At 62.6% G+C, this 19,018-nt stretch carries 19 protein-coding genes; 12 read left to right on the top strand and 7 right to left on the bottom strand.

Features of this window, described 5'->3' with window-relative positions:
* The first annotated feature begins 52 nt into the window (after positions 1-52).
* On the top strand, positions 53-490 hold the full coding sequence (locus AB4037_RS28150) for a MarR family winged helix-turn-helix transcriptional regulator (protein WP_434955592.1): 438 nt from the start codon (positions 53-55) through the stop codon (positions 488-490).
* Between the two features lie 115 nt (positions 491-605).
* On the opposite strand, the gene AB4037_RS28155 is transcribed toward AB4037_RS28150, so the two are convergent.
* Positions 606-977, bottom strand: a complete 372-nt coding sequence (locus AB4037_RS28155; protein ID WP_434955593.1) for a septal ring lytic transglycosylase RlpA family protein — start codon at positions 975-977, stop codon at positions 606-608.
* 211 nt (positions 978-1,188) lie between these two features.
* Here AB4037_RS28155 and AB4037_RS28160 point away from each other — a divergent pair, with 211 nt between their 5' ends.
* The 4 genes from AB4037_RS28160 (at position 1,189) to AB4037_RS28175 (ending at position 5,697) form a co-directional block, all read left to right on the top strand.
* Entirely contained in the window at positions 1,189-2,133 is a 945-nt protein-coding gene (locus AB4037_RS28160; protein WP_441773742.1) for a mitochondrial fission ELM1 family protein, read from the top strand.
* 13 nt (positions 2,134-2,146) lie between these two features.
* Positions 2,147-3,109, top strand: a complete 963-nt coding sequence (gene trxB / locus AB4037_RS28165; protein WP_434955595.1) for a thioredoxin-disulfide reductase — start codon at positions 2,147-2,149, stop codon at positions 3,107-3,109.
* A gap of 194 nt (positions 3,110-3,303) precedes the next feature.
* Positions 3,304-4,194 carry a LysR family transcriptional regulator gene (locus tag AB4037_RS28170; RefSeq protein WP_434955596.1) on the top strand — a complete coding sequence of 297 codons (891 nt, stop codon included), beginning with the start codon at positions 3,304-3,306 and terminating at the stop codon, positions 4,192-4,194.
* A gap of 1,104 nt (positions 4,195-5,298) precedes the next feature.
* Positions 5,299-5,697 (top strand): GFA family protein, encoded by a 399-nt coding sequence (locus AB4037_RS28175; protein ID WP_441773743.1) that lies wholly within the window; start codon positions 5,299-5,301, stop codon positions 5,695-5,697.
* Positions 5,698-5,728: 31 nt separating this feature from the next.
* Here AB4037_RS28175 and AB4037_RS28180 read toward each other — a convergent pair whose 3' ends face one another.
* Complete coding sequence (locus AB4037_RS28180) at positions 5,729-7,237, bottom strand: winged helix-turn-helix domain-containing tetratricopeptide repeat protein (RefSeq protein WP_441773744.1); 1,509 nt, start codon at positions 7,235-7,237, stop codon at positions 5,729-5,731.
* A 135-nt stretch (positions 7,238-7,372) separates the two neighbouring features.
* Here AB4037_RS28180 and AB4037_RS28185 point away from each other — a divergent pair, with 135 nt between their 5' ends.
* Positions 7,373-7,618, top strand: coding sequence for a DUF1127 domain-containing protein (locus AB4037_RS28185; RefSeq protein ID WP_434955599.1), 246 nt, complete (start codon positions 7,373-7,375; stop codon positions 7,616-7,618).
* Positions 7,619-7,708: 90 nt separating this feature from the next.
* Complete coding sequence (locus tag AB4037_RS28190) at positions 7,709-8,359, top strand: TIGR02466 family protein (protein ID WP_434955600.1); 651 nt, start codon at positions 7,709-7,711, stop codon at positions 8,357-8,359.
* A 12-nt stretch (positions 8,360-8,371) separates the two neighbouring features.
* On the opposite strand, the gene AB4037_RS28195 is transcribed toward AB4037_RS28190, so the two are convergent.
* A complete protein-coding gene (locus tag AB4037_RS28195) occupies positions 8,372-9,124 on the bottom strand; it encodes an SDR family NAD(P)-dependent oxidoreductase (RefSeq protein ID WP_434955601.1) in 753 nt (250 codons plus the stop codon).
* 102 nt (positions 9,125-9,226) lie between these two features.
* Entirely contained in the window at positions 9,227-9,874 is a 648-nt protein-coding gene (locus AB4037_RS28200) for a YiiX/YebB-like N1pC/P60 family cysteine hydrolase (RefSeq protein WP_441773745.1), read from the bottom strand.
* A gap of 211 nt (positions 9,875-10,085) precedes the next feature.
* On the opposite strand from AB4037_RS28200, the gene AB4037_RS28205 reads away from it, so the two are divergent.
* Complete coding sequence (locus AB4037_RS28205) at positions 10,086-11,147, top strand: calcium:proton antiporter (RefSeq protein ID WP_434955603.1); 1,062 nt, start codon at positions 10,086-10,088, stop codon at positions 11,145-11,147.
* 24 nt (positions 11,148-11,171) lie between these two features.
* Here AB4037_RS28205 and AB4037_RS28210 read toward each other — a convergent pair whose 3' ends face one another.
* Positions 11,172-12,746: an ABC transporter substrate-binding protein gene (locus AB4037_RS28210; RefSeq protein WP_441773746.1), complete on the bottom strand. Its 1,575-nt coding sequence runs from the start codon at positions 12,744-12,746 to the stop codon at positions 11,172-11,174.
* 381 nt (positions 12,747-13,127) lie between these two features.
* On the opposite strand from AB4037_RS28210, the gene AB4037_RS28215 reads away from it, so the two are divergent.
* Positions 13,128-13,679 (top strand): AAA family ATPase, encoded by a 552-nt coding sequence (locus AB4037_RS28215; protein ID WP_441773747.1) that lies wholly within the window; start codon positions 13,128-13,130, stop codon positions 13,677-13,679.
* A gap of 141 nt (positions 13,680-13,820) precedes the next feature.
* Positions 13,821-15,068 carry an MFS transporter gene (locus tag AB4037_RS28220; protein WP_434955606.1) on the top strand — a complete coding sequence of 416 codons (1,248 nt, stop codon included), beginning with the start codon at positions 13,821-13,823 and terminating at the stop codon, positions 15,066-15,068.
* A gap of 18 nt (positions 15,069-15,086) precedes the next feature.
* On the opposite strand, the gene AB4037_RS28225 is transcribed toward AB4037_RS28220, so the two are convergent.
* Both AB4037_RS28225 and dapA read right to left on the bottom strand, forming a co-directional pair.
* Complete coding sequence (locus AB4037_RS28225) at positions 15,087-15,500, bottom strand: hypothetical protein (RefSeq protein ID WP_441773748.1); 414 nt, start codon at positions 15,498-15,500, stop codon at positions 15,087-15,089.
* Positions 15,501-15,708: 208 nt separating this feature from the next.
* Positions 15,709-16,632, bottom strand: coding sequence for a 4-hydroxy-tetrahydrodipicolinate synthase (gene dapA, locus AB4037_RS28230; RefSeq protein WP_441773749.1), 924 nt, complete (start codon positions 16,630-16,632; stop codon positions 15,709-15,711).
* Positions 16,633-17,045: 413 nt separating this feature from the next.
* On the opposite strand from dapA, the gene AB4037_RS28235 reads away from it, so the two are divergent.
* Complete coding sequence (locus tag AB4037_RS28235) at positions 17,046-17,960, top strand: metallophosphoesterase (protein ID WP_441773750.1); 915 nt, start codon at positions 17,046-17,048, stop codon at positions 17,958-17,960.
* Between the two features lie 184 nt (positions 17,961-18,144).
* On the top strand, positions 18,145-18,996 hold the full coding sequence (locus AB4037_RS28240) for an EamA family transporter (RefSeq protein ID WP_441773751.1): 852 nt from the start codon (positions 18,145-18,147) through the stop codon (positions 18,994-18,996).
* Positions 18,997-19,018 lie beyond the last annotated feature (22 nt).

Here is a 19,018-nt window from a genome sequence, read left to right on the forward strand (position 1 = left end):
AATAGTCAAATATTTTTATTGAACGAATTTCGGTGCCTTGGAGAATGCCCGCATGACGCCGTCGGATCGCAACCCTGAATCCGCGTCTGCGGCCTGGCGGTTGATGTTCGATTTTCTGATGCGCTCTTCGCCACAGCGGCTGGAGAGCCTGCACAGCCGCGGCCTGACCCCCAACGACTCACGGGTTTTATTCACGCTGGACCAGGAAGAGGCGCGTCCGATCGGCACGCTGGCGCGGCAATGGGGTTCCGATCCCTCGACGGCAACCTGGCTGGTTGATCGGTTGGAGCGGGCAGGCCTTGCCGAGCGCTCGCCGGCGCCTGGTGACCGCCGGGTGAAGCTGGTGCGGCTCACCGAAAAGGGAGAGGCGACCCGCAAGGCACTGATGGAGGAATATTATCGCACCCCGCTCGAGGTCGCGGCTCTTTCCGCCGGCGATCTGGAGGACCTGATCCGGATCTTCTCCAAATTGAACCAAAGTGGGGAATGATCAGGCCTCATTGCGGCGCTTGAAGTCCGGGCAACAGTAAAAAACAAGCAACGACAAAAGAAAAAGGGCAGCCCGAAGGCCGCCCCAATTCGCTCGTCTTCTCGTTATTGCTCGCTTAGCGGGATGCGAGACGCTCCATCTTCACCTTGGCGGTGCCGGAGGACACCATGCCGACGGCGCGGGCCGCGCCGAGGGACAGATCGAGGACACGGCCCTTGGCGAAGGGACCCCGGTCGGTGATGCGCACCACGACCTTCTTGCCGTTGCGCAGGTTCGTCACCTGCAGCTTGGTTCCGAAGGGCAGGGAGCGATGCGCGGCAGTCAGGCCGCCCGGATTGAAACGTTCGCCATTGGCCGTGCGGCGACCGCTAAATTCCTTGCCGTAGTAGGAGGCCACACCGACGGAGTCAGCATAGCTAGTTCCCGTCATCGTTAGTAGAGTAATTGCTGCGGCAAAAAATGTAGCGTTCGTCGTTTTAGACGTCATTCAGTCAAGCTCTCAAATGTTGGGGATGTGCGGGGTTATAAGGTGAATTGTGTTCTCAATATGATTGAAAAAAAAGCACCGATAAGCTCAGGGACTTAGCTTTATTGTCGGAGCTGTGAGACATTAGTCTCGACTGGATTTCGAGATGAAATTCGCTTCTGATTTGAGCCGTGATGGCGCGCGCCGGCAGGGACGTGCTAAGAGCGCCGTCATGGCTCTGATTTGGACCCTCACGGACGGCAAGGCGGGCGATGCTCTGCAGTGCCTCGGCGTCGCCGAGGCGGTGCTGGCGCAGGCCGGCGGTAGCATCGTGGAACACAAGGTATCACCGCGGCGCCTGTTCGCTCTTGCCATGCCCTGGGGACCGCCTGATCCCCTCGATCTCAAGGGACTGACGCCTCCCTGGCCGGATCTGGCCATCGCCTCCGGCCGGCGTGCCGTGCGCTATCTCGCCTGGCTGAAGCGGCGCTCGCCATCGACGCTCACCGTGTTCTTGAAGGATCCGCGCACGGGAACCGGTGCGGCTGACATCATCTGGGTGCCGGCGCATGACCGCCTGCGGGGTGCCAATGTGCTGGCGACGCTGACCTCGCCGCATCGGCAGGCACCGGCCGTGTTGGCGGCGGCACGCGCGGATGTACGCGCCGAACTGTTCGCCTTGCCGCAACCGCGCGTCGCCGTGTTGGCGGGCGGCCCCTCCAAGGACGTGGCCTTTGGCAGCGATGATGTCGACGGCTTCGTCTCGGCGCTGTCACGTCTGGCCGAAAGCGGGGCGGGGCTGATGGTCACGCCCTCGCGCCGGACGCCGCCCGCCATGGCGCAGGCGATCGCGCAAGCCCTCACGGGCAAGCCGGCCTGGATCTGGGACGGGAAGGGTGCCAATCCCTATGCGGAGATGCTGGCGTTGGCCGATGCTTTCGTGGTTACCGCCGATTCAGCCAACATGCTCAGTGAGGCGGCGGCGACCGGAAAGACCATCCATGTCTATCTGCCAAAAGGCGTTCCGGCCAAGATCATGCGGCTTGTCGATGGCCTGATTGCGCACGGGGCTGTGGTGAAGTTCGATGGGCATCTTGAAAACCACCCCTATGAACCCCTAGATTCAACCCCTTTGATTGCTCAAGAAATCCTCGCGCGCCTTCGCGCTGCATCCTGATTGGAAACCCGGTATGGCTACCCGTCACTCCAAGCTCATCATCCTCGGCTCGGGCCCGGCGGGTTATACCGCAGCGATTTACGCTGCGCGCGCCAATTTGTCGCCCCTGCTGATCTCCGGCATCCAGCCCGGCGGCCAGCTCACCATCACCACCGATGTCGAGAACTATCCCGGCTTTTCCTCGGTGATCCAGGGCCCCTGGCTGATGGAGGAGATGCGCAAGCAGGCCGAGCACATGGGCACGGGCATGGTTTCCGACCATATCTCCAAGGTCGACCTGTCGCAGCGTCCTTTCCGCCTGGAAGGGGATACGGGTGACGTCTATTTCGCCGATGCCCTGATCATCGCCACTGGCGCCCAGGCCAAATGGCTGGAAATGCCGTCGGAGGAGAAATTCCGCGGCTTCGGTGTCTCGGCTTGCGCGACCTGCGACGGTTTCTTCTTCCGCAACCGCAACGTCATCGTGGTCGGTGGCGGCAACACGGCGGTGGAAGAGGCGCTCTACCTCGCCAATATCGCGGCCAAGGTGACGGTGGTGCATCGGCGTGACCATTTCCGTGCCGAGAAGATCCTGCAGGACCGGCTGTTCAAGCATCCCAATATCGAGGTGGTCTGGAACAGCGCGCTCGACGAGATCGGCGGCAACGAGATCCCCCTGGGTGTCACCCACGTCAATCTGCGCAATGTCGAAACCGGCGTCGTGACCAAACACGATACGGACGGCGTCTTCATCGCTATCGGCCACAAGCCCGCCTCCGAGCTCTTTGCAGGACAACTTACCTTCAAGAATGGCGGCTATATCCAAACCGTTGTTGGTACGACGGCGACCAGCGTGCCGGGCGTCTATGCTGCGGGTGACGTTGCCGACGACGTCTATCGTCAGGCCGTCACCGCGGCCGGCATGGGCTGCATGGCGGCGCTCGAGGCGGAAAAATGGCTTGCTGCCGAGGAAGTCCACAGGGAAGCAGCGGAATAAATCGATTTCCGCCCTAAATTCGCCACCCGTTTCAAACTTCTAGGCAATCATCATATACTCTGCGCAAATCAGATCTTCGCGCGTCGCCAAATATGACGTTGAACCAAATACGACGTTGAATTCGGGCGGCGTTGAACCGAAGCAAAGCAAGGGTCGAAGCGCAGAATCTGGAGCGGGGCTGAACTGGGTGCTTCATGGATTGGGATAAGCTCAAGGTCTTTCACGCGGCTGCGGAGGCCGGCAGCTTCACGCATGCGGGCGACGTGCTCGGATTGTCGCAGTCGGCGGTCAGCCGGCAGGTCTCCGCTTTGGAGGGGGACCTGCGCACGCCGCTGTTCCATCGCCATGCGCGCGGGCTGATCCTGACCGAACAGGGTGAGATGCTGTTCCGCACCACCCAGGATGTCATGCTCAAGCTGGAAGCAGCGATGGGCGCCCTCAGCGACAGCCGGGAAAAGCCGAATGGCGAATTGCGCCTGACCACCACGGTCGGTCTCGGCACCTATTGGCTGACGCCGCGCATCGGGGAGTTTCTCGACCTCTATCCCGATATGCGTCTCAAGCTTCTGCTGACCGAGCAGGAACTCGATCTGGGCATGCGTGAAGCCGATGTCGCGCTGCGCATGCGCCAGCCCGAGCAGGGGGATCTCATCCAGCGCCGGCTTTTCACGGTGCATTTCCATGCCTATGCCGCGCCTGAATACATCAAGCGCTTCGGCCAGCCGCGCAGCATTGAGGATATCGACCGTCATCGCATCATCAGCTTCGGCGGTACGGCTGGCAGCTTTCTGCAGGCCATCAACTGGCTGAACACGGTGGGTCGTGATCCCAAGGATCCGCGCGAGCCGGTATTCGAGGTCAATAATCTGGGTGGCGTCAAGACCGCGGTGGAGAAGGGGGTCGGTCTCGCCGTGCTGCCCGATTATCTCGTCGGTCGCGAGTCGACGCTGGTCCAGGTGCTGACCGATGCGGAAATGCCGCAGCTCGAGACCTATTTCGTCTATCCCGAGGAGATGAAGAATCTGGCTCGTATCCAGGTTCTCAGGGATTTCCTGGTCAGCAAGGCCCAGCGCTGGGCCTTCTAGGCTCAAAGCCACTCATTCGAGCATCGTCGAGTTTGCACGATCTTTGTCCAGGGCAATCGGGTGAAGGCGTTTTGTCATCCTCAGCCCCGACTTGCTTTGCAAGTCGTGGCGGGGACGCGCTGCAGCGCGAAGCGCTGAAGTGCAGATCCGGGATCGCATGACGGAAAAAGCGCTCCTATCGGCTTGCGATCCCCGGACCAAACTATTGTTTGGTCTGACTGCGCCGCGTCATGAATGACGCAACGCGCGCGGGATGACCGCATGGGCGTTCATCCGATTGCCCTAATCTTTGTCATTGCCGGGCTTGACCCGATGCTTGGTTCCACGCCCGGCTTTTTGAATAGCGGGGTCAAATCCGGCTATGCCACATCGGAACGTTGCTCACTTAAGTGAGTTTCGTGGCTGCTAAACCAGGTACGTCGGCCATCTTGCCTGTTTTTGCAGCAAGGGTGTATTGCGCGGCCGCCTGATCAAGGATTAGGCGAAGAGGGTGCGCATTTCAGTGGCAATTGCATCTATGCGCAGCACGCAGGGCCGGCATGTGAAAGAATGCATTGCAGCAGGGGGCCGGCAAATATAATCTCAGCCTTGTCAGACGTTCGGGCCATCATCCTCCCGGTGGCGACCTGGAGCATCTGACGTTCCCCTCTGGATGGTGACTTTTGGACTTTGTCCAAGCTACGGCCGGGTTCGTCCCGGCCGTCTTTTTTTGTCCAAAGCGCAAGACGGTAGCTTTCTACAGCCTGTTTCATCAGCACATTGCTACATGACAACTTTGTAACAACGCTGACAGGGAAAGTTTTTATTTCCGTCATTATTGGCGCGTGCCCTGATTGCAGGGCGTGATTCTGGATCGGGACGTGTCCAACCCCCTCAATGTCGATGGAAGAATGCTGCTTAGCCGGCATCTATGTACCGCTGGACGGTTCTGTCAGGATTGAACCCCGGCGAGCGCGGGAGCAGCAGGATTATGTTTTGGGCAGCTCGCCCCGGGATGCCCGGCGCGATTTGGCCGCAAGACAACCCACTCACAGGGAACGATAGTTATGGGCATGTGGTTCGTTGTAACCATCTGAATCGCTTGGTTTCTGGGGGAGGCACAGCATGGACCGATTCACCGGTGGTTGCCTGTGCGGCAATGTCCGACTCGTGGCATCGGGACGCCCATATCGGGTCGGCCTTTGTCACTGTCTCGACTGCCGCAAACATCATGGGGCGCTTTTCTATGCTGCCGCCGTGTTCCCTCAGGAGGCGGTGATGATCGGTGGCGAGACCCGTGACTATGCGGGGCGGTTTTTCTGTCCTCGCTGCGGCTCGTCTGTTTTCGCCCGCAGTGGGGACGAAATCGAAGTGCATCTGGGGAGCCTCGATGCTCCTGACCAGTTGATGCCGACCTATGAAAGCTGGACCGTCCGTCGCGAGTCGTGGTTGCCGTCGTTTCCGCTCACGAAACGATATGAGCATGATCGTGAAGCCACGGGCCGCTTCGAGGACGAGGGCTAGAAAAATTGCGATTTCCACGAATCGCGATTTTTCATGCCGGAAGACCGGCCTTTCGGCAGCCGTCGACGAAATGCTCAAGTGTCGTGGCGTCACGGAAGGGCTCCGTCTCGGCCCAATGGCGGATTGTGAAATGCGGGTTGCCGACGAGAAACAGTTCGACTTCCGCGCGGGCTTCGTCGAGCCGGCCCAGTTGGGCAAGGCTTGCCGCGAGGAAACGGCGCGAACTTGTACGATAGGTCTCGTCCCGGCGCAGGGTCTCGATCGCAGCTTCGTAGTCGCCGGCGGCATATTGCGCCTGGCCGAGCGTCAGATAGTACCAGCTCGCCGGAAACGGGTTCAGCCTGAAAGCCTTGCGGATATGCTCGAGGCCTTCCTCGACCCGCCCGGCCAGGACCGAGATGTCGGATAAAACAGCCCAGATGTCGGCCTCGTTCGGGTCGAGTTCGATTGCCTTGGCGAATTGAGCATCCGCCTCGGCGAAGCGGCGCTCATAGGCAAGCAGGTAAGCCAGGACCCACCGGCACCCGGCATCGTTTGGACCGAGTTCTACGGCCTTGCGTGCCAGCTCCAATGCAATGCCGCGGGACGCTTCGGTTGGCCCGCCCGAATGCACCCATCCCATCCAATGGTTCATGGCAAGCCAGCGGTACGGCTCCGCATAATCAGGATCGAGCGAAACCGCGCGCATGAGCATCAGATGCGCTTCCTGAGCCGTCTGCGGCGAATCATCCATCAATTTGCGCGCCCGCACGCACAGATCGTAGGCCTCGAGATTTCTGGGTGGATTGCGTGGCAGCGGCGCGCGCAGCCGGCCGAGCAAAGCTTCCACGATCTTGCCGGTGACCTCGTCCTGAACGGCAAAGATGTCTTCCAGGCCGCGGTCGAAGCGCTCGGCCCACAGATGGTCACCGCTCACGGCGTCGACTAACTGCGCGTTGATGCGCACGCGTCCGGCAGAGCGTCTTGCGCTGCCCTCCAGCAGGTAGCGCACGCCCAAATCCTGCGCGATGCCGCGTACGTCCATCGCCTTTCCCTTATAGGCAAAGGCCGAGTTGCGGGCGATGACGAACAGGCCCGAGATCCCCGACAGGTCGGTGATCAGGTCCTCGGTCAGCCCGTCGGTGAAGGATTCCTGCTCGGGATCGTTGCTGACATTCACGAAGGGCAGCACGGCTATCGATGGCTTGCCGGGCAAAGGCAGGGGCTTTCGCTGCTCTCGACCAAGCTGTTCGACGGCGCCGGTGAACCGGTAGCCGACGCGAGGAACCGTGACGATCCATTCGCCACCATCGGCGGCCGGGCCGAGGAGCTTGCGCAGTTGCGCGATCTGGACGGTGAGATTGCCTTCCTCGACCGCCATGCCCGGCCAGGCCGCATCCATCAACGCGGCCTTGCGCAGGATCTCGCGGGGGTTTTCGACGAGGGCCGCGAGCAACTTCAACCCGCGATAGCCAATGGCAACGGGAGCCTCGTCCCGAAGGAGCGTTCCCGCGCCGGAATCGAACACGAACGGACCAAAGGCAAAGCGCGATCCCTGCATGGGGCGCAATCTATAGCCCTTTTGGAAGTTTTGAGAACTATTTGGGAAAGCTTAAGTACGACGCCGTTCGTATCCCGCAGAATTCAACCTCATTCAGGTCGAGGGTCCCCAGACCCGAACCCTATGGAGGTTGTCATGAACGATATTCCCACCCTTGGTTCGGCGCCGCATCAGGCGGCATGGTCAGGACCGTGTGACATGCCGCGCCGGCGCTTCAGCCTGGCGATGCTGCCGAGAATGATCGCGGCCTGGCGCAAGCGGATCTATTTTCGCAGGGACCTGGAGGAAATGGCGAAAGCCAATCCCCATTTGATCGACGATATCGGCATGAAGAAGTGGCAAGTCGAGACAGAGATCGCCAAGCACTTCTGGGAACGATAGGGGAATGTTCCGGCAACGCCCCCAGCCTGTCGAGGGGCATCTGGGAGCCCGGCTTTGGCCGACTGAAATCCCGCTCAGATGATAAGCGGCTTGACAGGCGAGCCTTCGCTCGGCCACTTCCTCGCCATGGCCGAGATCAAGACCCTTTTCGTTACCAAGCTCTACCGTGCCGAACTCGGCGAGGCGCAGGCGCCGCTCGCCGAGATCGACGCAACCTGCCGCTCCCTTGCCGAAGACGACGAGGCCGGTCAGGCCTGGTGCCACAAGCACGGCTATCCAGGCTATACCTCCTACGCTTCCCTGAACGACCTGCCCTGGCGCTTTCCGGCGATCAAGCAACTTGTGAAGGCGCTCGATGGCCATGTCGCTGTCTTTGCCAAGGAGCTCGAATTCGATCTTGGCCGCGACAAGCTCAAGCTCGACGACATCTGGGTCAATGTGCTGCCGGAGGGCGGTGTGCACACCTCGCATATCCACCCGCGCTCGGTGATCTCGGGCACCTATTATGTGGCCACGCCGAAGGGCTCCAGCGCGCTCAAGCTGGAGGATCCGCGGCTCGGCCTGATGATGGCGGCACCCCCGCGCAAGGCCAAGGCTGGCGGGGAACAGCGGCCCTTCGTCTATGAGGCGCCCCAGGCCGGCACGGTGCTGCTGTGGGAGAGCTGGCTGCGCCACGAGGTGCCGATCAACCAGGCGGACGAGGAGCGAATCAGCGTCAGCTTCAATTATCGCTGGCGCTGAGGCGGGCCCGACTCAATAGGTAGCGCGGCCGCCAGAGGCATCGAAGACCGCGCCGGTGGCAAAGGAGCATTCTTCGCTCGCGAGCCAGGCGATCATGGAAGTGACTTCATCGACCTTGCCGAACCGGCCCATCGGGATCTTGGACAGCATGTAGTCGATATGGGCCTGCGCCACCTGCTTGAGAATGGGCGTATCGATCGTGGCCGGCGCGATGACATTGGCGGTGACGCCGCTCTTCGCCAGTTCCTTGCCCAGCGCCTTGGTGAAGCCGATCACCGCGGCTTTCGAGGCCGAATAGGCCGAAGCGGTGGGATTGCCTTCCTTACCCGCAATCGAGGCCAGATTGACGATGCGGCCATAGCCGCGCTTCTTCATCATCGCCGCGATGAAACGGTTGGCATAGAACAAGCCGTTCACATTGATCTCGAAGATGCGCTTCCATTCGTCGATCGGATAGTCGATCACCGGTGCGTTGCGCCCGGCGACACCGGCCGAGCAGATGAGCGCATCGATCTGGCCGAGATGGCGTTCGGAGGTCTTGGCGGCGGCCTCCACCGCCTCCGGATTGGTGACGTCGACCACCAGGCCAAAAGTGCCCGAGCCGATCTGCGCTTTCGCCGCGTCGATACGGGTGGCGTCGACGTCCCAGATCATGATCCGACCGCCCTCGGCGGCAATGCGCCTGGCGCTGGCGAGGCCGATGCCGGACGCCCCGCCGGTGATGACGGCGCTTCGGCCTTTGAAACGATCGGCGAAGAGGGCCATGGCAGCGCTTTCTCCCGATGGTGACGGCAGGATGACATCCTATTGCACCGCCGCCGCCCTGCAAGCCGGAAATCCTCCCATTTCTCGCGCCGGTTCATTTCCTCAAAGATTGCCTCCGACCCGCACGACCTGGCTGTCGCGGGCGATGCTGACGGGGGTAACGATGCCCTGATGCTGGATCAGAGTCCAACAGGCCGCGGCATTCCCCGCCGCGCCCCTGCAATCGGGATGACTGGCCCAGCGCGTGGCGAAGAGCGCCTTTACCGCAGGGTTGCGCACGGACAGATTACCGAAACGCTCGACGCGCCCAAGGCTGATGCCGACGCTCCTGAAGGCGTCGTAAGGCAATTCGCTGCAATAGATGGCGTCCGGATCGAGGCGAAAATAGAGATCATAGGGCCGGCCGAGATAGGTCCGCGCCGCTGCGACGGCGGCATCCGCCTTGGCTGGAACGAGCTGGCGCAGCCTGTAAACGGCGAAGCGGCCCTTCGCGCCGCGGGCAAGGAAAGCCTTGAGCGGTGTTTGACGAACGACATCGGCCGCCTCGATCACCACCGGTCCTGCGGGCGTGAGGGAGATGATGCCTATATGCGTGTAGGTGCTGCCCGAGGCCAGGCGGATCGCCTCGCTCTGCGGGCTTTTCGATTGCTGGAAGACAAGGTCGCCCTGACGCAAGGGGGGGAGGTTTTCTGCCAGAGCCTGGCCTGCCGTCAGCGCAAGGGCGATCGAGAGAAGGGTTGTTGCGCGCATCGGCCCTCCGGCATTGTGGCGCGAAGGGTAGGCAACGGAATGCTGCCTGTCGAGCCTGCATGGTATGGAAAATCCATGTATGTTCGTGATGCTGCCACGCGAACGCAGACCGCTCCTCTGTTCGAAACGCCGCTTCTTGGGGAGCAAGATTGACCTTCCCTTGCGTCTTCGCGTCGGGCTATGACACCTATATGGCTTCACGGGAGGTTCCATGCTGTCGAAACGCGATTTCGTGACGCTCGCCATCGCAGGGGGGGCATCAGCCGCCACGGGTATCGCCAGCCGTACCGGCTCTTCGCAAATCCTCGTCTTCGTCATCGGCGCCGTGGCTCTTGCCGGGCTAGCCTCGCTGATCGGCGAGGCCACCGACCATCTCGGGCGCTATCTCAGCCCGGCCGCCACCGGCATCGTGCAATCGGCGGTCGGCAATCTGCCGGAATTGTGCGTGTGCATCTTCGCGCTGCGGGCCGGGCTGATCGAGGTGGTGCAGGCTTCGCTGATCGGCTCGATCCTCGGCAACAGCCTGCTGGTGCTCGGCATCGCCTTCATCGCCGGCAGCGCCCGCCACAAGGTGCTGGTCTTCGATGCGGCGGGGCCGCGTATGATCGCGGCGCTGCTGCTTCTGGCCGTTTCCGCGCTGATGCTGCCGACGCTGGCTTCGGTGATGCATCTGCCGGCGGGCGCCCATGAAGACAAGCTGGCGTTGGTCTGTGCCGGTGTCCTGCTCCTGGTCTTCCTGGTTTCCGTCAAGGTCATGCTCGGCGGCAGCGAGCGCACTGTGCCGGCCGAGGCGCATGGCCAGCAGGAGGCCGGCTGGCCGCTCTGGCTGGCATTGACCATCCTGGCTCTCGCCGGCGTCGCCGCCCTGTTCGTGTCCGACTGGTTCGTCGAGGCGCTGAACCCGGCCATCGAGACGCTCGGCATTTCCCAGGCCTTCGCTGGCCTTGTCATCGTGGCGATCGTTGGCAATGCGGTGGAGAATGTCGTGGGCATCCAGTTCGCCCTGCGCAACCAGGCCGAACTCGCCATAAGCGTGATCCTGAACTCCTCGCTGCAGGTGGCGCTCGCCCTGATTCCCGTGCTGGTCTTCGTCAGCTACGCCATGGGCGGGACGCCCTTCACCCTGGTGATCCCGCCGATGCTGGCCGTGGCCCTGATGCTGTCGGCCATCATCGGCGTGGTCGTCACGGCGGACGGCCGGGCCGACATGGCGGATGGCGCTGCCCTTATCGGGCTCTACGTCATCATCGCTGCGATCTTCTGGTGGGGGTAGGGCGCTTGGCAGCGCCCTCCCGGCTCAGGCGAACCACGCCTTTTCGGCGACCCGCTGGTCGCACATGTCGAAACGGGCGTGGGGCGCCACGCCCGCCACCTTCTTGGCGTAGCCGTCGAGATAATCGCTGACGGCAAAACAGATCGTGCCGCCGTCATCGTGGATCATTGTCTGGGCCTCGGCATACATCGCCTTTCGCTTGGCCTCGTCCTCCTCCACGCGTGCGGCGATCACCAGCTTGTCGAAATCGGGACGCCGCCAATGGGTGTCGTTCCAGGCAGCGTTCGACAGGAAGGTCTGCGAAAGCTGAATGTCGATAGCGGGGCGATCGGCCCAGTAGACGGCGCAGAAAGGTTCCTTCAGCCAGATGTTCGCCCAATAGCCGTCGGACGAGACGCGCGTGACCGTGAGCTCGATGCCGGCCTGCTTCATAGCCTCCTGATAGAGCACCCCCGAGTCGGTGGCGCCGCTGAAGGCGCCCTCGGATACCTTGAGCTCCAGCTTGGGGCTGCCGGCCTTCTTATAGTGGAAGGCGGCCTTCTCGGGATCGTAGGGTGTCTGCGCCAGGTCCTTGGCGAAGTATTTGTTCGTCGGGCTGATGGTGATATCGTTACCGACCGTGGCATAGCCCTGATAGACGGTATCGACGATCTTCTTGCGGTCGATGCCATATTTGAGGGCCCAGCGTAGGTCCGCATTGGCAAACGGCTCGGTGTCACACAGCGCCACGAAGCAATAGCGATTGCCGGTGCCCTTGGTCTGCACCACGCTCACATCGGGCGAGCCAGTCACCAGGTCCATGGTCTTGGGATCGAGCCGGTTGATGGCATCGACCTGGCCCGAGATAAGCGCCTGCAGGCGCGACGCTGAATCGCCGATATATTGCAGTTCGACGGCGTCGAAATTGCCGCAGCCCTCCTTCCAGTAATGGCCGCTGTTCTTGGTGACCACGCGCACGCCGGGCTCGAACACTTCAAGCTTGTAGGCACCCGTGCCATCCGGCTTGGAGAAATCCTTGAATTCGTTGGGAATGCCGAGGATGTGGAAATCGGTGAGATTGTAGGGCAGGTTGAGATTGCCCTCGCCCAGGGTGATCTGGATCTGGCTGGGCGAGAGCTTCTTGATTTCGGTGATACCAGACAGCACATCCTTGGCGGCGGATTTGGTGTCGCCGCGATGCAGGTTGATCGAATAGATGATGTCGTCGGCATCCAGCGTCTTGCCGGAATGGAAGGTGACGCCCTTGCGCACATTGAAGATCCATTCCTTGGCGCCGGGCTTGTATTCCCAGCTCTCCAGCAATTCGCCGACCGCGTTGCCATTCTTGTCGACTTCGATCAGTCCGTTCCAGATCTGGTAGCTGTAACTGACAGGGATGGAATCGGCGACGGCGCGCGGATCGAGGGTGTCCGATGCCGAGCCGCCCTCCATGCCAAGCCGCAGCGTGCCGCCCTTCTTAGGCGTCTCGGCGGCCAGGGTCGGCCCTCCGAAAGGTCCGATCAGGCCGTAGCCGAGGCCGAGCGCGGCGGCTCCTTTCATCAGTTCGCGGCGATCCACGATCAAGCCTTGCGCTCCCGACTTGCCGATCCTGTCTGTCATGCCTGGCTTTCCCCTGTGATGGACGGATGGGCTTGGCCGCGGGCGGCATACCCTTCACCTGACCATCGTGTTGCCTTGGGTCCGTTACGAATGACCCATAAGCGACGCTGCCTTTGGAGGGGGCGACGATATCGCGTCTTTGCTGGCTCCGAGGGAGAGACGAGAACCGAGGGGCTTTCGGCCGGGCCTGGCGCGGTGTAGGCTGAAAGCCCGAGGTGCCCGGCGAACCATGCCCGGCTGACCCTCGCGCGAAGGCTGATGCCACGCGCCCAAAGTGCGGATCGAAAGCCCTATCCCCATTTTCTGGCCCACTCGTGCCGCCGCCTGGCGTTGCGAGTTCCATCCGAACCCTTGTCATCATTATCGAGAGGAGATCGAGCCTTGTCTCAGATCGATCGTTTCGTCGTCGTCACCGGGGGCCCGGGGTCAGGCAAGACCAGCCTGATTTCGGCCCTGGCGGCCGAGGGGCTGCGTGCCATGCCCGAAGCGGGCCGCGCCATCATCCAGGATCAGGTCGCCATTGACGGCAATGCCCTGCCATGGGCCGACCGCGCGGCTTTCGCCGAGCTGATGCTGGCGTGGGATCTGCGCTCTTATCGTGAGGCGCGGGGGCTCGACGGCCTGGTGCTGTTCGATCGCGGCATTCCCGACGTGATCGGTTATCTCCAGCTTTGCGGCCTGACGGTGCCGGAGCCGACCCGGAAGGCCGCCGCGCTCCGGCGCTATCGTGCGCAAGTCTTCATCGCGCCGCCCTGGCCGGCGATCTATGCCGGCGATGCCGAGCGCAAGCAGAGCCTGGAGGAGGCGCAGGCGACACATGAGGCCATGCTGCGGGTCTATGCCAGCCTCGGCTACGAGTTGGTGTCGCTGCCGCTCCTGCCCGTCGCCGAACGGGCGGCATTCATGTTGCGAGAACTGGGGCAGGGCGCATGAGGCGCTGGTTCAGAAGGTCAGCCATGCTTTGTTCGATCTGGCGAAGCCGGGACGGAAGCTGCTATAGCCTGACCATTGCACGCCGTCCGGTCGGTGAAACAAGCATATTCAGGATAATATTCCGGAACGAGGAAACTCCCCGTGTCAGCTTTGCCCCGTGAGGCCGATAGGCCTGGCGACGTCGATTCCGCCTATTCCTGGCTGCGTCTGGTTCTCACTCTCATCCTTGGTACGGTGGCTTGTGTCGGCAACTGGTCAGTGGTGGTCGTGCTGCCGACTCTGCAAGTGGAGTTCGACACGCTGCGGGGCGGTGCCTCCTTGCCCTATACCTGCACCATGCTGGGCTTTGCCGTTGGCGGGGTCGTCATGGGCCGCCTGGCCGATAGGGCCGGCATCGTCGTGCCGATCCTGATCGGGGCGGTGCTGCTCTGCGCTGGCTATGTGCTGGCCGCCTTCACCTCCAATATCTGGCAGTTCGCTGCCCTCTCGATTGTGATCGGCCTGGGTTCGGCTGCCGGTTTCGCGCCGCTGATCTCAGACCTTTCGCATTGGTTTCGCAAGCGCCGGGCGCTGGCGGTGACGTTTGCAGCTTCGGGCAGCTATCTTGCGGGCGCCGTCTGGCCGCTGGTGATCGAGCACTTCCAATCCGATTATGGCTGGCGTGCCACCCATATCGGCATCGGCCTGTTCGCGCCTGTTGCAATGGTGCCGCTCGCTTTGGCGTTGACCCGCCGGCCCGCGACCACCACTTATGCGGCTGCCGAGGCCGCGACGGAGGCCGCCCGCGGAGAACTCGGTCTTTCGGCGAATGCCCTGCAGGCGATCCTGGTGGTGGCCGGCTTTGCCTGCTGCATGGCGATGTCGATGCCGCAGGTTCACATCGTCGCCTATTGCGGGGATCTCGGCTATGGCGTGGCCATCGGGACCCAGATCATCGCGCTCATGCTGGGCCTGGGCGTCGTCAGCCGCCTTGCTTCCGGCGTGGTGGCCGATCGCATCGGCGCCGGGCCGATGCTGCTGATCGGCTCCGCCATGCAAGGGGCGGCGCTGCTGCTCTATCTCTTCTTCAACAGCCTCTCTTCGCTCTGGGTGATCTCGGGCCTGTTCGGCCTGTTCCAGGGCGGCATCGTGCCGATGTATGCGGTGATCATCCGCCAATTCCTGCCGCCGCGCGAGGCCGGTGCCCGCATCAGCCTGGTGCTGATGGCAACCGTGCTCGGCATGGCCTGCGGGGGGCTCGCTTCGGGCTTCATCTATGACGCCACCCAGTCCTACCGGCTCGCCTTCCTGCACGGCTTCCTGTGGAATGTGGTGAACCTCGTCCTGGTGGGCTGGCTGATCCTCTGGCCGAAACGGCGCCAGCGCAGCAAGGCGGCAATGGCGCGCTGAGCAGCCTTTGCCGGCCGCTCAGTCGTTCATGGCGATATCCGTCAGCAGGAAGCCCGCGGCTGTCCTGGTGAACACGAAGATGTTGTCACCGCAGCCGATGGAAAAGGTGTGGTTGCCGTCTCCATCGCGATCATGGACCGGCTTTTCGCGCTGCAGGCAGGCTCTGGTCTTGGCGGTGAAATCAGGCTTGTAGACCTTGGCACGAAACTGCGCGGCATCGGCGATGGCGGCGTCATTCTGAAATGGCAGTTTCGCCATGCCGGCGATGGCTGCTGCATCATTGGCCTTCAGCGCAGCCCGGAATTTCGCGATGAAGCCGTTGAATTCCTTCTGTGCGGCGGCAGATGCCGCCGCGCTTTTCGGCGCCTGGGCGGAGGCCGGGATGATGGAAAGCAAGGCGGCTGCCAGCGCGGCACACGATACCAGTTTCATCATTACGCTTCCCCTCCGCCGGCTGTTTTGAAGCCTACACCTGCGCCGCGAACCGTCAATCCCTCGCGCCTTCCCCTGTGTGTACGGCGGACCAAGTCCCGTGCAGTTCACTCGTGAGTTTTCGAGTCTGCAGAACCTTTGTCGTTGCCGGGTCAAGCCCGGTTATGACAAATCGGAGTGTCTCCTCCTCAAATGAATTGCATTGGGACTAAGCCTCCGACTTCAGGCGGTCGATCGCGCCGTCGAGGCGGGCGGCGAGCGCGGCGCTTACCGGGGTCATCGGCAGCCGCAATTCCCCGCTGTCGATCAGGCCCGTGCGCCAGAGCCAGTACTTGACCGCAGCGGGATTGGGTTCGGCAAAGAGCAGCGGCACAAGCTCGGCAAGGGAGCGCCAGGCGATGTCGGCGGCCGGTTCATCGCCGAGAGCGAAGGCGTCTCGGATGGCGATGAAGCTGGCGGTCTCGAGATGGGCGGAGGCGAGGATGGCACCATCCGCGCCGGCAGCCAGGGCAGCGTGGTAGAAGGCATCCTCGCCCGTCAGCACGGAAAAGCCGGGTGGCCGGAGCCGGATCAACTCGGCCGATTGGGCGGGATCGGCGCAGCAATCCTTGGCGCCGACGATGTTGGGCCGTTCGGCGAGCCTGAGCATCGCCTCGTTGCCCAGATTTACGCCGGTGCGGTAGGGAATATTGTAGATCAGGATCGAGTGCTGGGTGCTATCCGCCAGCGCATTGAAATGGGCAATCAGCCCGGCTTGGGACGGCCTGCTGTAATAGGGGCAGGCAATAAGGCAGCCCTCGATCGGCCAGTCTCCCAGGCGGGGGAGCCGCTTGGCGAGCTTGCGTGTATCGCTGCCCGAAAGGCCGAGATAGAGCGGCAGTCGGCGGCCTTGCCGGGTAAGCTCGTCGGCGCTGACCTCGACAAGCTGCCGCGTTTCATCCTCGTCCAGTGTCAGGCTTTCGCCCGTGGTGCCGGCGAGAACGAGGCCATCCAGTTCGAGCGTGCCGTAATGGCGGATGAGACGTCTCAGCGAGGTCTCGTCGAGCGCGCCGTCGCGGAAGGGCGTGATCAAGGGCAACCACAAGCCCTGCGGGGAGGCCAGCGATCGGGCGGAAGAAGAGGGGATTTCCATGGAGCATCTCCGATTTGCCGGAGACGGCAGCAAAAAAGAACCCCGTCGAACCGGCGGGGTACATTTTCGATCTTGGTTCGCTGCTTATGGCGCGCGCGACGATCACCTGCCCCCGATGAGGAGGTGCTGTTTCGAAGCGGAAAAGGTGATGTAAGCGCAGGCCATGTTTTAAACTGACAGGGGGGCCAGTGCCTTGTCAAGCGGGTCACTCCCGTCGTGTATGGGCATCATTCCCGGGAGCGCGGATGTTCTTGCCCGTTCTTGGAAGTGCTGTGTCTGTTGGAAAGATGCGGATCGTCCGACACTCACTCGAGTGTCGTCCGGCACTCACTCGAGTGCCGCGGGGATGTCCGCGCTCTTTGAGGCGGCATTTCATCGGGACGCAAAAAACACGGAAGAACAGGAAGTTGACAATGGAATTTGATGTAATCGGCGACATCCACGGCCATGCCGATGCATTGCACAGGCTGCTGGCGAAGCTCGGCTACCGGGAGGCGCGCGGGGTCTATCGGCATGCCGACCGGAAGACGATCTTCCTGGGCGATTTCATCGATCGCGGGCCGGAACAGGTCGAGGTCCTGCGTGTCGTCCGCGCCATGGCCGGAGCGGGGACGGGCCGAGCGATCATGGGCAACCACGAGTTCAACGCTCTCGGCTGGGCCACGCCGGACGGCGCCGGTGGCTTCCTGCGGCCCCACACCGAAAAGAACGAGAAGCAGCATGCCGCCTTTCTCGCGCAGATCGGACAGGGATCACCCGCCCATCGCGAGGCATTGACCTGGTTTGCGTCCCTGCCGGTGTGGCTTGATCTCGGCGGCCTGCGGATCGTGCACGCCTGCTGGCATGGAGCCTCGCAGGCCTGCCTGGCCGCGACCTGTCTCGATGCAGCCGGATGCTTTCATGACGAGGGCCTGCGCAAGGCCTATCGCGGGGGCACGCCGGAACATCTCGCCGCCGATATCCTGCTCAAGGGGCCGGAGGTGCGGCTGCCCGGCGGGCACTCTTTCCGCGACAAGGACGGCCACACCCGGCACGAGGCTCGCCTGCGCTGGTGGGATCGGGCGGCGACGACTTTCCGGCTCGCGGCCCTGGGGCTGGATGAACGAAGAAGCGAACTGCCGGACGATCCCATACAGTCCGATTATCACTATCAAGAATCCGTGCCGGTGATGTTCGGCCATTACTGGATGTCGGGCCGGCCGCAATTGTTGTCGCCAACGGCGTCGTGCCTTGATTTCAGCGTTGCCAAGGGCGGTGTGCTGACCGCCTATCGCTGGTCCGGCGAAGCGGTTCTCTCCAACGACAAGCTTGTTTGGGTGGCGGCCTGAAGGCTCACGCGAAACGTCGCACCCCGCGAAGCGGCTTTGACATCAAACTGTCATAATGAGAAGGAGAGCACTGAAAGCGCACGCAAAATCGACGCTGCGCTTTGCCGGCCCCTCCTTTGCGTATCACCGGTCAGCGGCCCCTTTGCCGTCTGTCGGGCGCTCGATGTCCTGAAGTCGCTCCCCCATGGAATTGCAACTCCCCGTCTTCCTGGCCGTGCTGACCGCGGCGGCCCTGCATGCCGGGTGGAACGCGCTGGTCAAGATCAAGCTCGACCCCTTCCTGGCGATGACGCTGATCGCGGTGTCCTGCGGGGTCATCGCCTTGCCGGCGCTGGCGATCACCGGGCTGCCCAACAAGGAAGCCTGGATGTGGGTGGCCCTGTCGACGGTTCTGCACCTTGGCTATTACCTCTTCCTGGCCGAGGCCTATCGTCGTGCCGACATGAGCCAGGTCTATCCAATTGCCCGCGGAGCCGCGCCGCTGGCCACGACGGCGATTTCCCTGGTTTTCATTCATGATCCGATGACCCTGGGCAACGTCGCCGGCATTGCCGTGCTTGGGTTGGGGGTCCTGCTGATTTCGCTCAGGGGGCAGCGCGGCTCACTGGTCCCGAACCGGACAGCCGTGATCTATGCTCTGCTCACCGCCGTCACCATCTCGCTCTACACCATCGTCGACGGCATCGGCGCACGTGCTGCGGGGAGCCCCAATTCCTATGCGGCCGCACTCTTCACGCTCGATGCCTATCCGATGCTGGCGATATGCCTTTGGCGCAAGGGGTGGACGGGCGTGCGTCCCGCCTTGAAATTTTTGGTGCCGGGATTCGCAGGCGGGGCGATGTCGCTCGCCGCCTATTGGATCGTGATCTGGGCGATGACGGTGGCGCCGATCGCCCTGGTTGCCGCCACGCGCGAGACCAGCGTGCTGTTCGGCGGCCTAATCGCCATGGTCTTCCTGAAAGAGCCCCTTACACCGGTGCGCGGGTTGTCTGCCCTGCTGATCCTGGGGGGCCTCGTGCTGATGCGGCTGGGGTAGGGAGGCGGAGCGGCTGGGACGT

This window comes from Labrys sp. KB_33_2, from assembly GCF_052114505.1.
Lineage (GTDB): Bacteria > Pseudomonadota > Alphaproteobacteria > Rhizobiales > Labraceae > Labrys.

Coding starts and splice junctions, on each gene's coding strand:
- AB4037_RS28235 (WP_441773750.1), top strand. CDS start 17,046: ATGGAATTTGATGTAATCGGCGACATCCACGGCCATGCCGATGCATTG.
- AB4037_RS28225 (WP_441773748.1), bottom strand. CDS start 15,500: ATGAAACTGGTATCGTGTGCCGCGCTGGCAGCCGCCTTGCTTTCCATC.
- trxB (WP_434955595.1), top strand. CDS start 2,147: ATGGCTACCCGTCACTCCAAGCTCATCATCCTCGGCTCGGGCCCGGCG.
- AB4037_RS28170 (WP_434955596.1), top strand. CDS start 3,304: ATGGATTGGGATAAGCTCAAGGTCTTTCACGCGGCTGCGGAGGCCGGC.
- AB4037_RS28175 (WP_441773743.1), top strand. CDS start 5,299: ATGGACCGATTCACCGGTGGTTGCCTGTGCGGCAATGTCCGACTCGTG.
- AB4037_RS28240 (WP_441773751.1), top strand. CDS start 18,145: ATGGAATTGCAACTCCCCGTCTTCCTGGCCGTGCTGACCGCGGCGGCC.
- dapA (WP_441773749.1), bottom strand. CDS start 16,632: ATGGAAATCCCCTCTTCTTCCGCCCGATCGCTGGCCTCCCCGCAGGGC.
- AB4037_RS28155 (WP_434955593.1), bottom strand. CDS start 977: ATGACGTCTAAAACGACGAACGCTACATTTTTTGCCGCAGCAATTACT.
- AB4037_RS28180 (WP_441773744.1), bottom strand. CDS start 7,237: ATGCAGGGATCGCGCTTTGCCTTTGGTCCGTTCGTGTTCGATTCCGGC.
- AB4037_RS28185 (WP_434955599.1), top strand. CDS start 7,373: ATGAACGATATTCCCACCCTTGGTTCGGCGCCGCATCAGGCGGCATGG.
- AB4037_RS28200 (WP_441773745.1), bottom strand. CDS start 9,874: ATGCGCGCAACAACCCTTCTCTCGATCGCCCTTGCGCTGACGGCAGGC.
- AB4037_RS28205 (WP_434955603.1), top strand. CDS start 10,086: ATGCTGTCGAAACGCGATTTCGTGACGCTCGCCATCGCAGGGGGGGCA.
- AB4037_RS28160 (WP_441773742.1), top strand. CDS start 1,189: ATGGCTCTGATTTGGACCCTCACGGACGGCAAGGCGGGCGATGCTCTG.
- AB4037_RS28195 (WP_434955601.1), bottom strand. CDS start 9,124: ATGGCCCTCTTCGCCGATCGTTTCAAAGGCCGAAGCGCCGTCATCACC.
- AB4037_RS28150 (WP_434955592.1), top strand. CDS start 53: ATGACGCCGTCGGATCGCAACCCTGAATCCGCGTCTGCGGCCTGGCGG.
- AB4037_RS28210 (WP_441773746.1), bottom strand. CDS start 12,746: ATGACAGACAGGATCGGCAAGTCGGGAGCGCAAGGCTTGATCGTGGAT.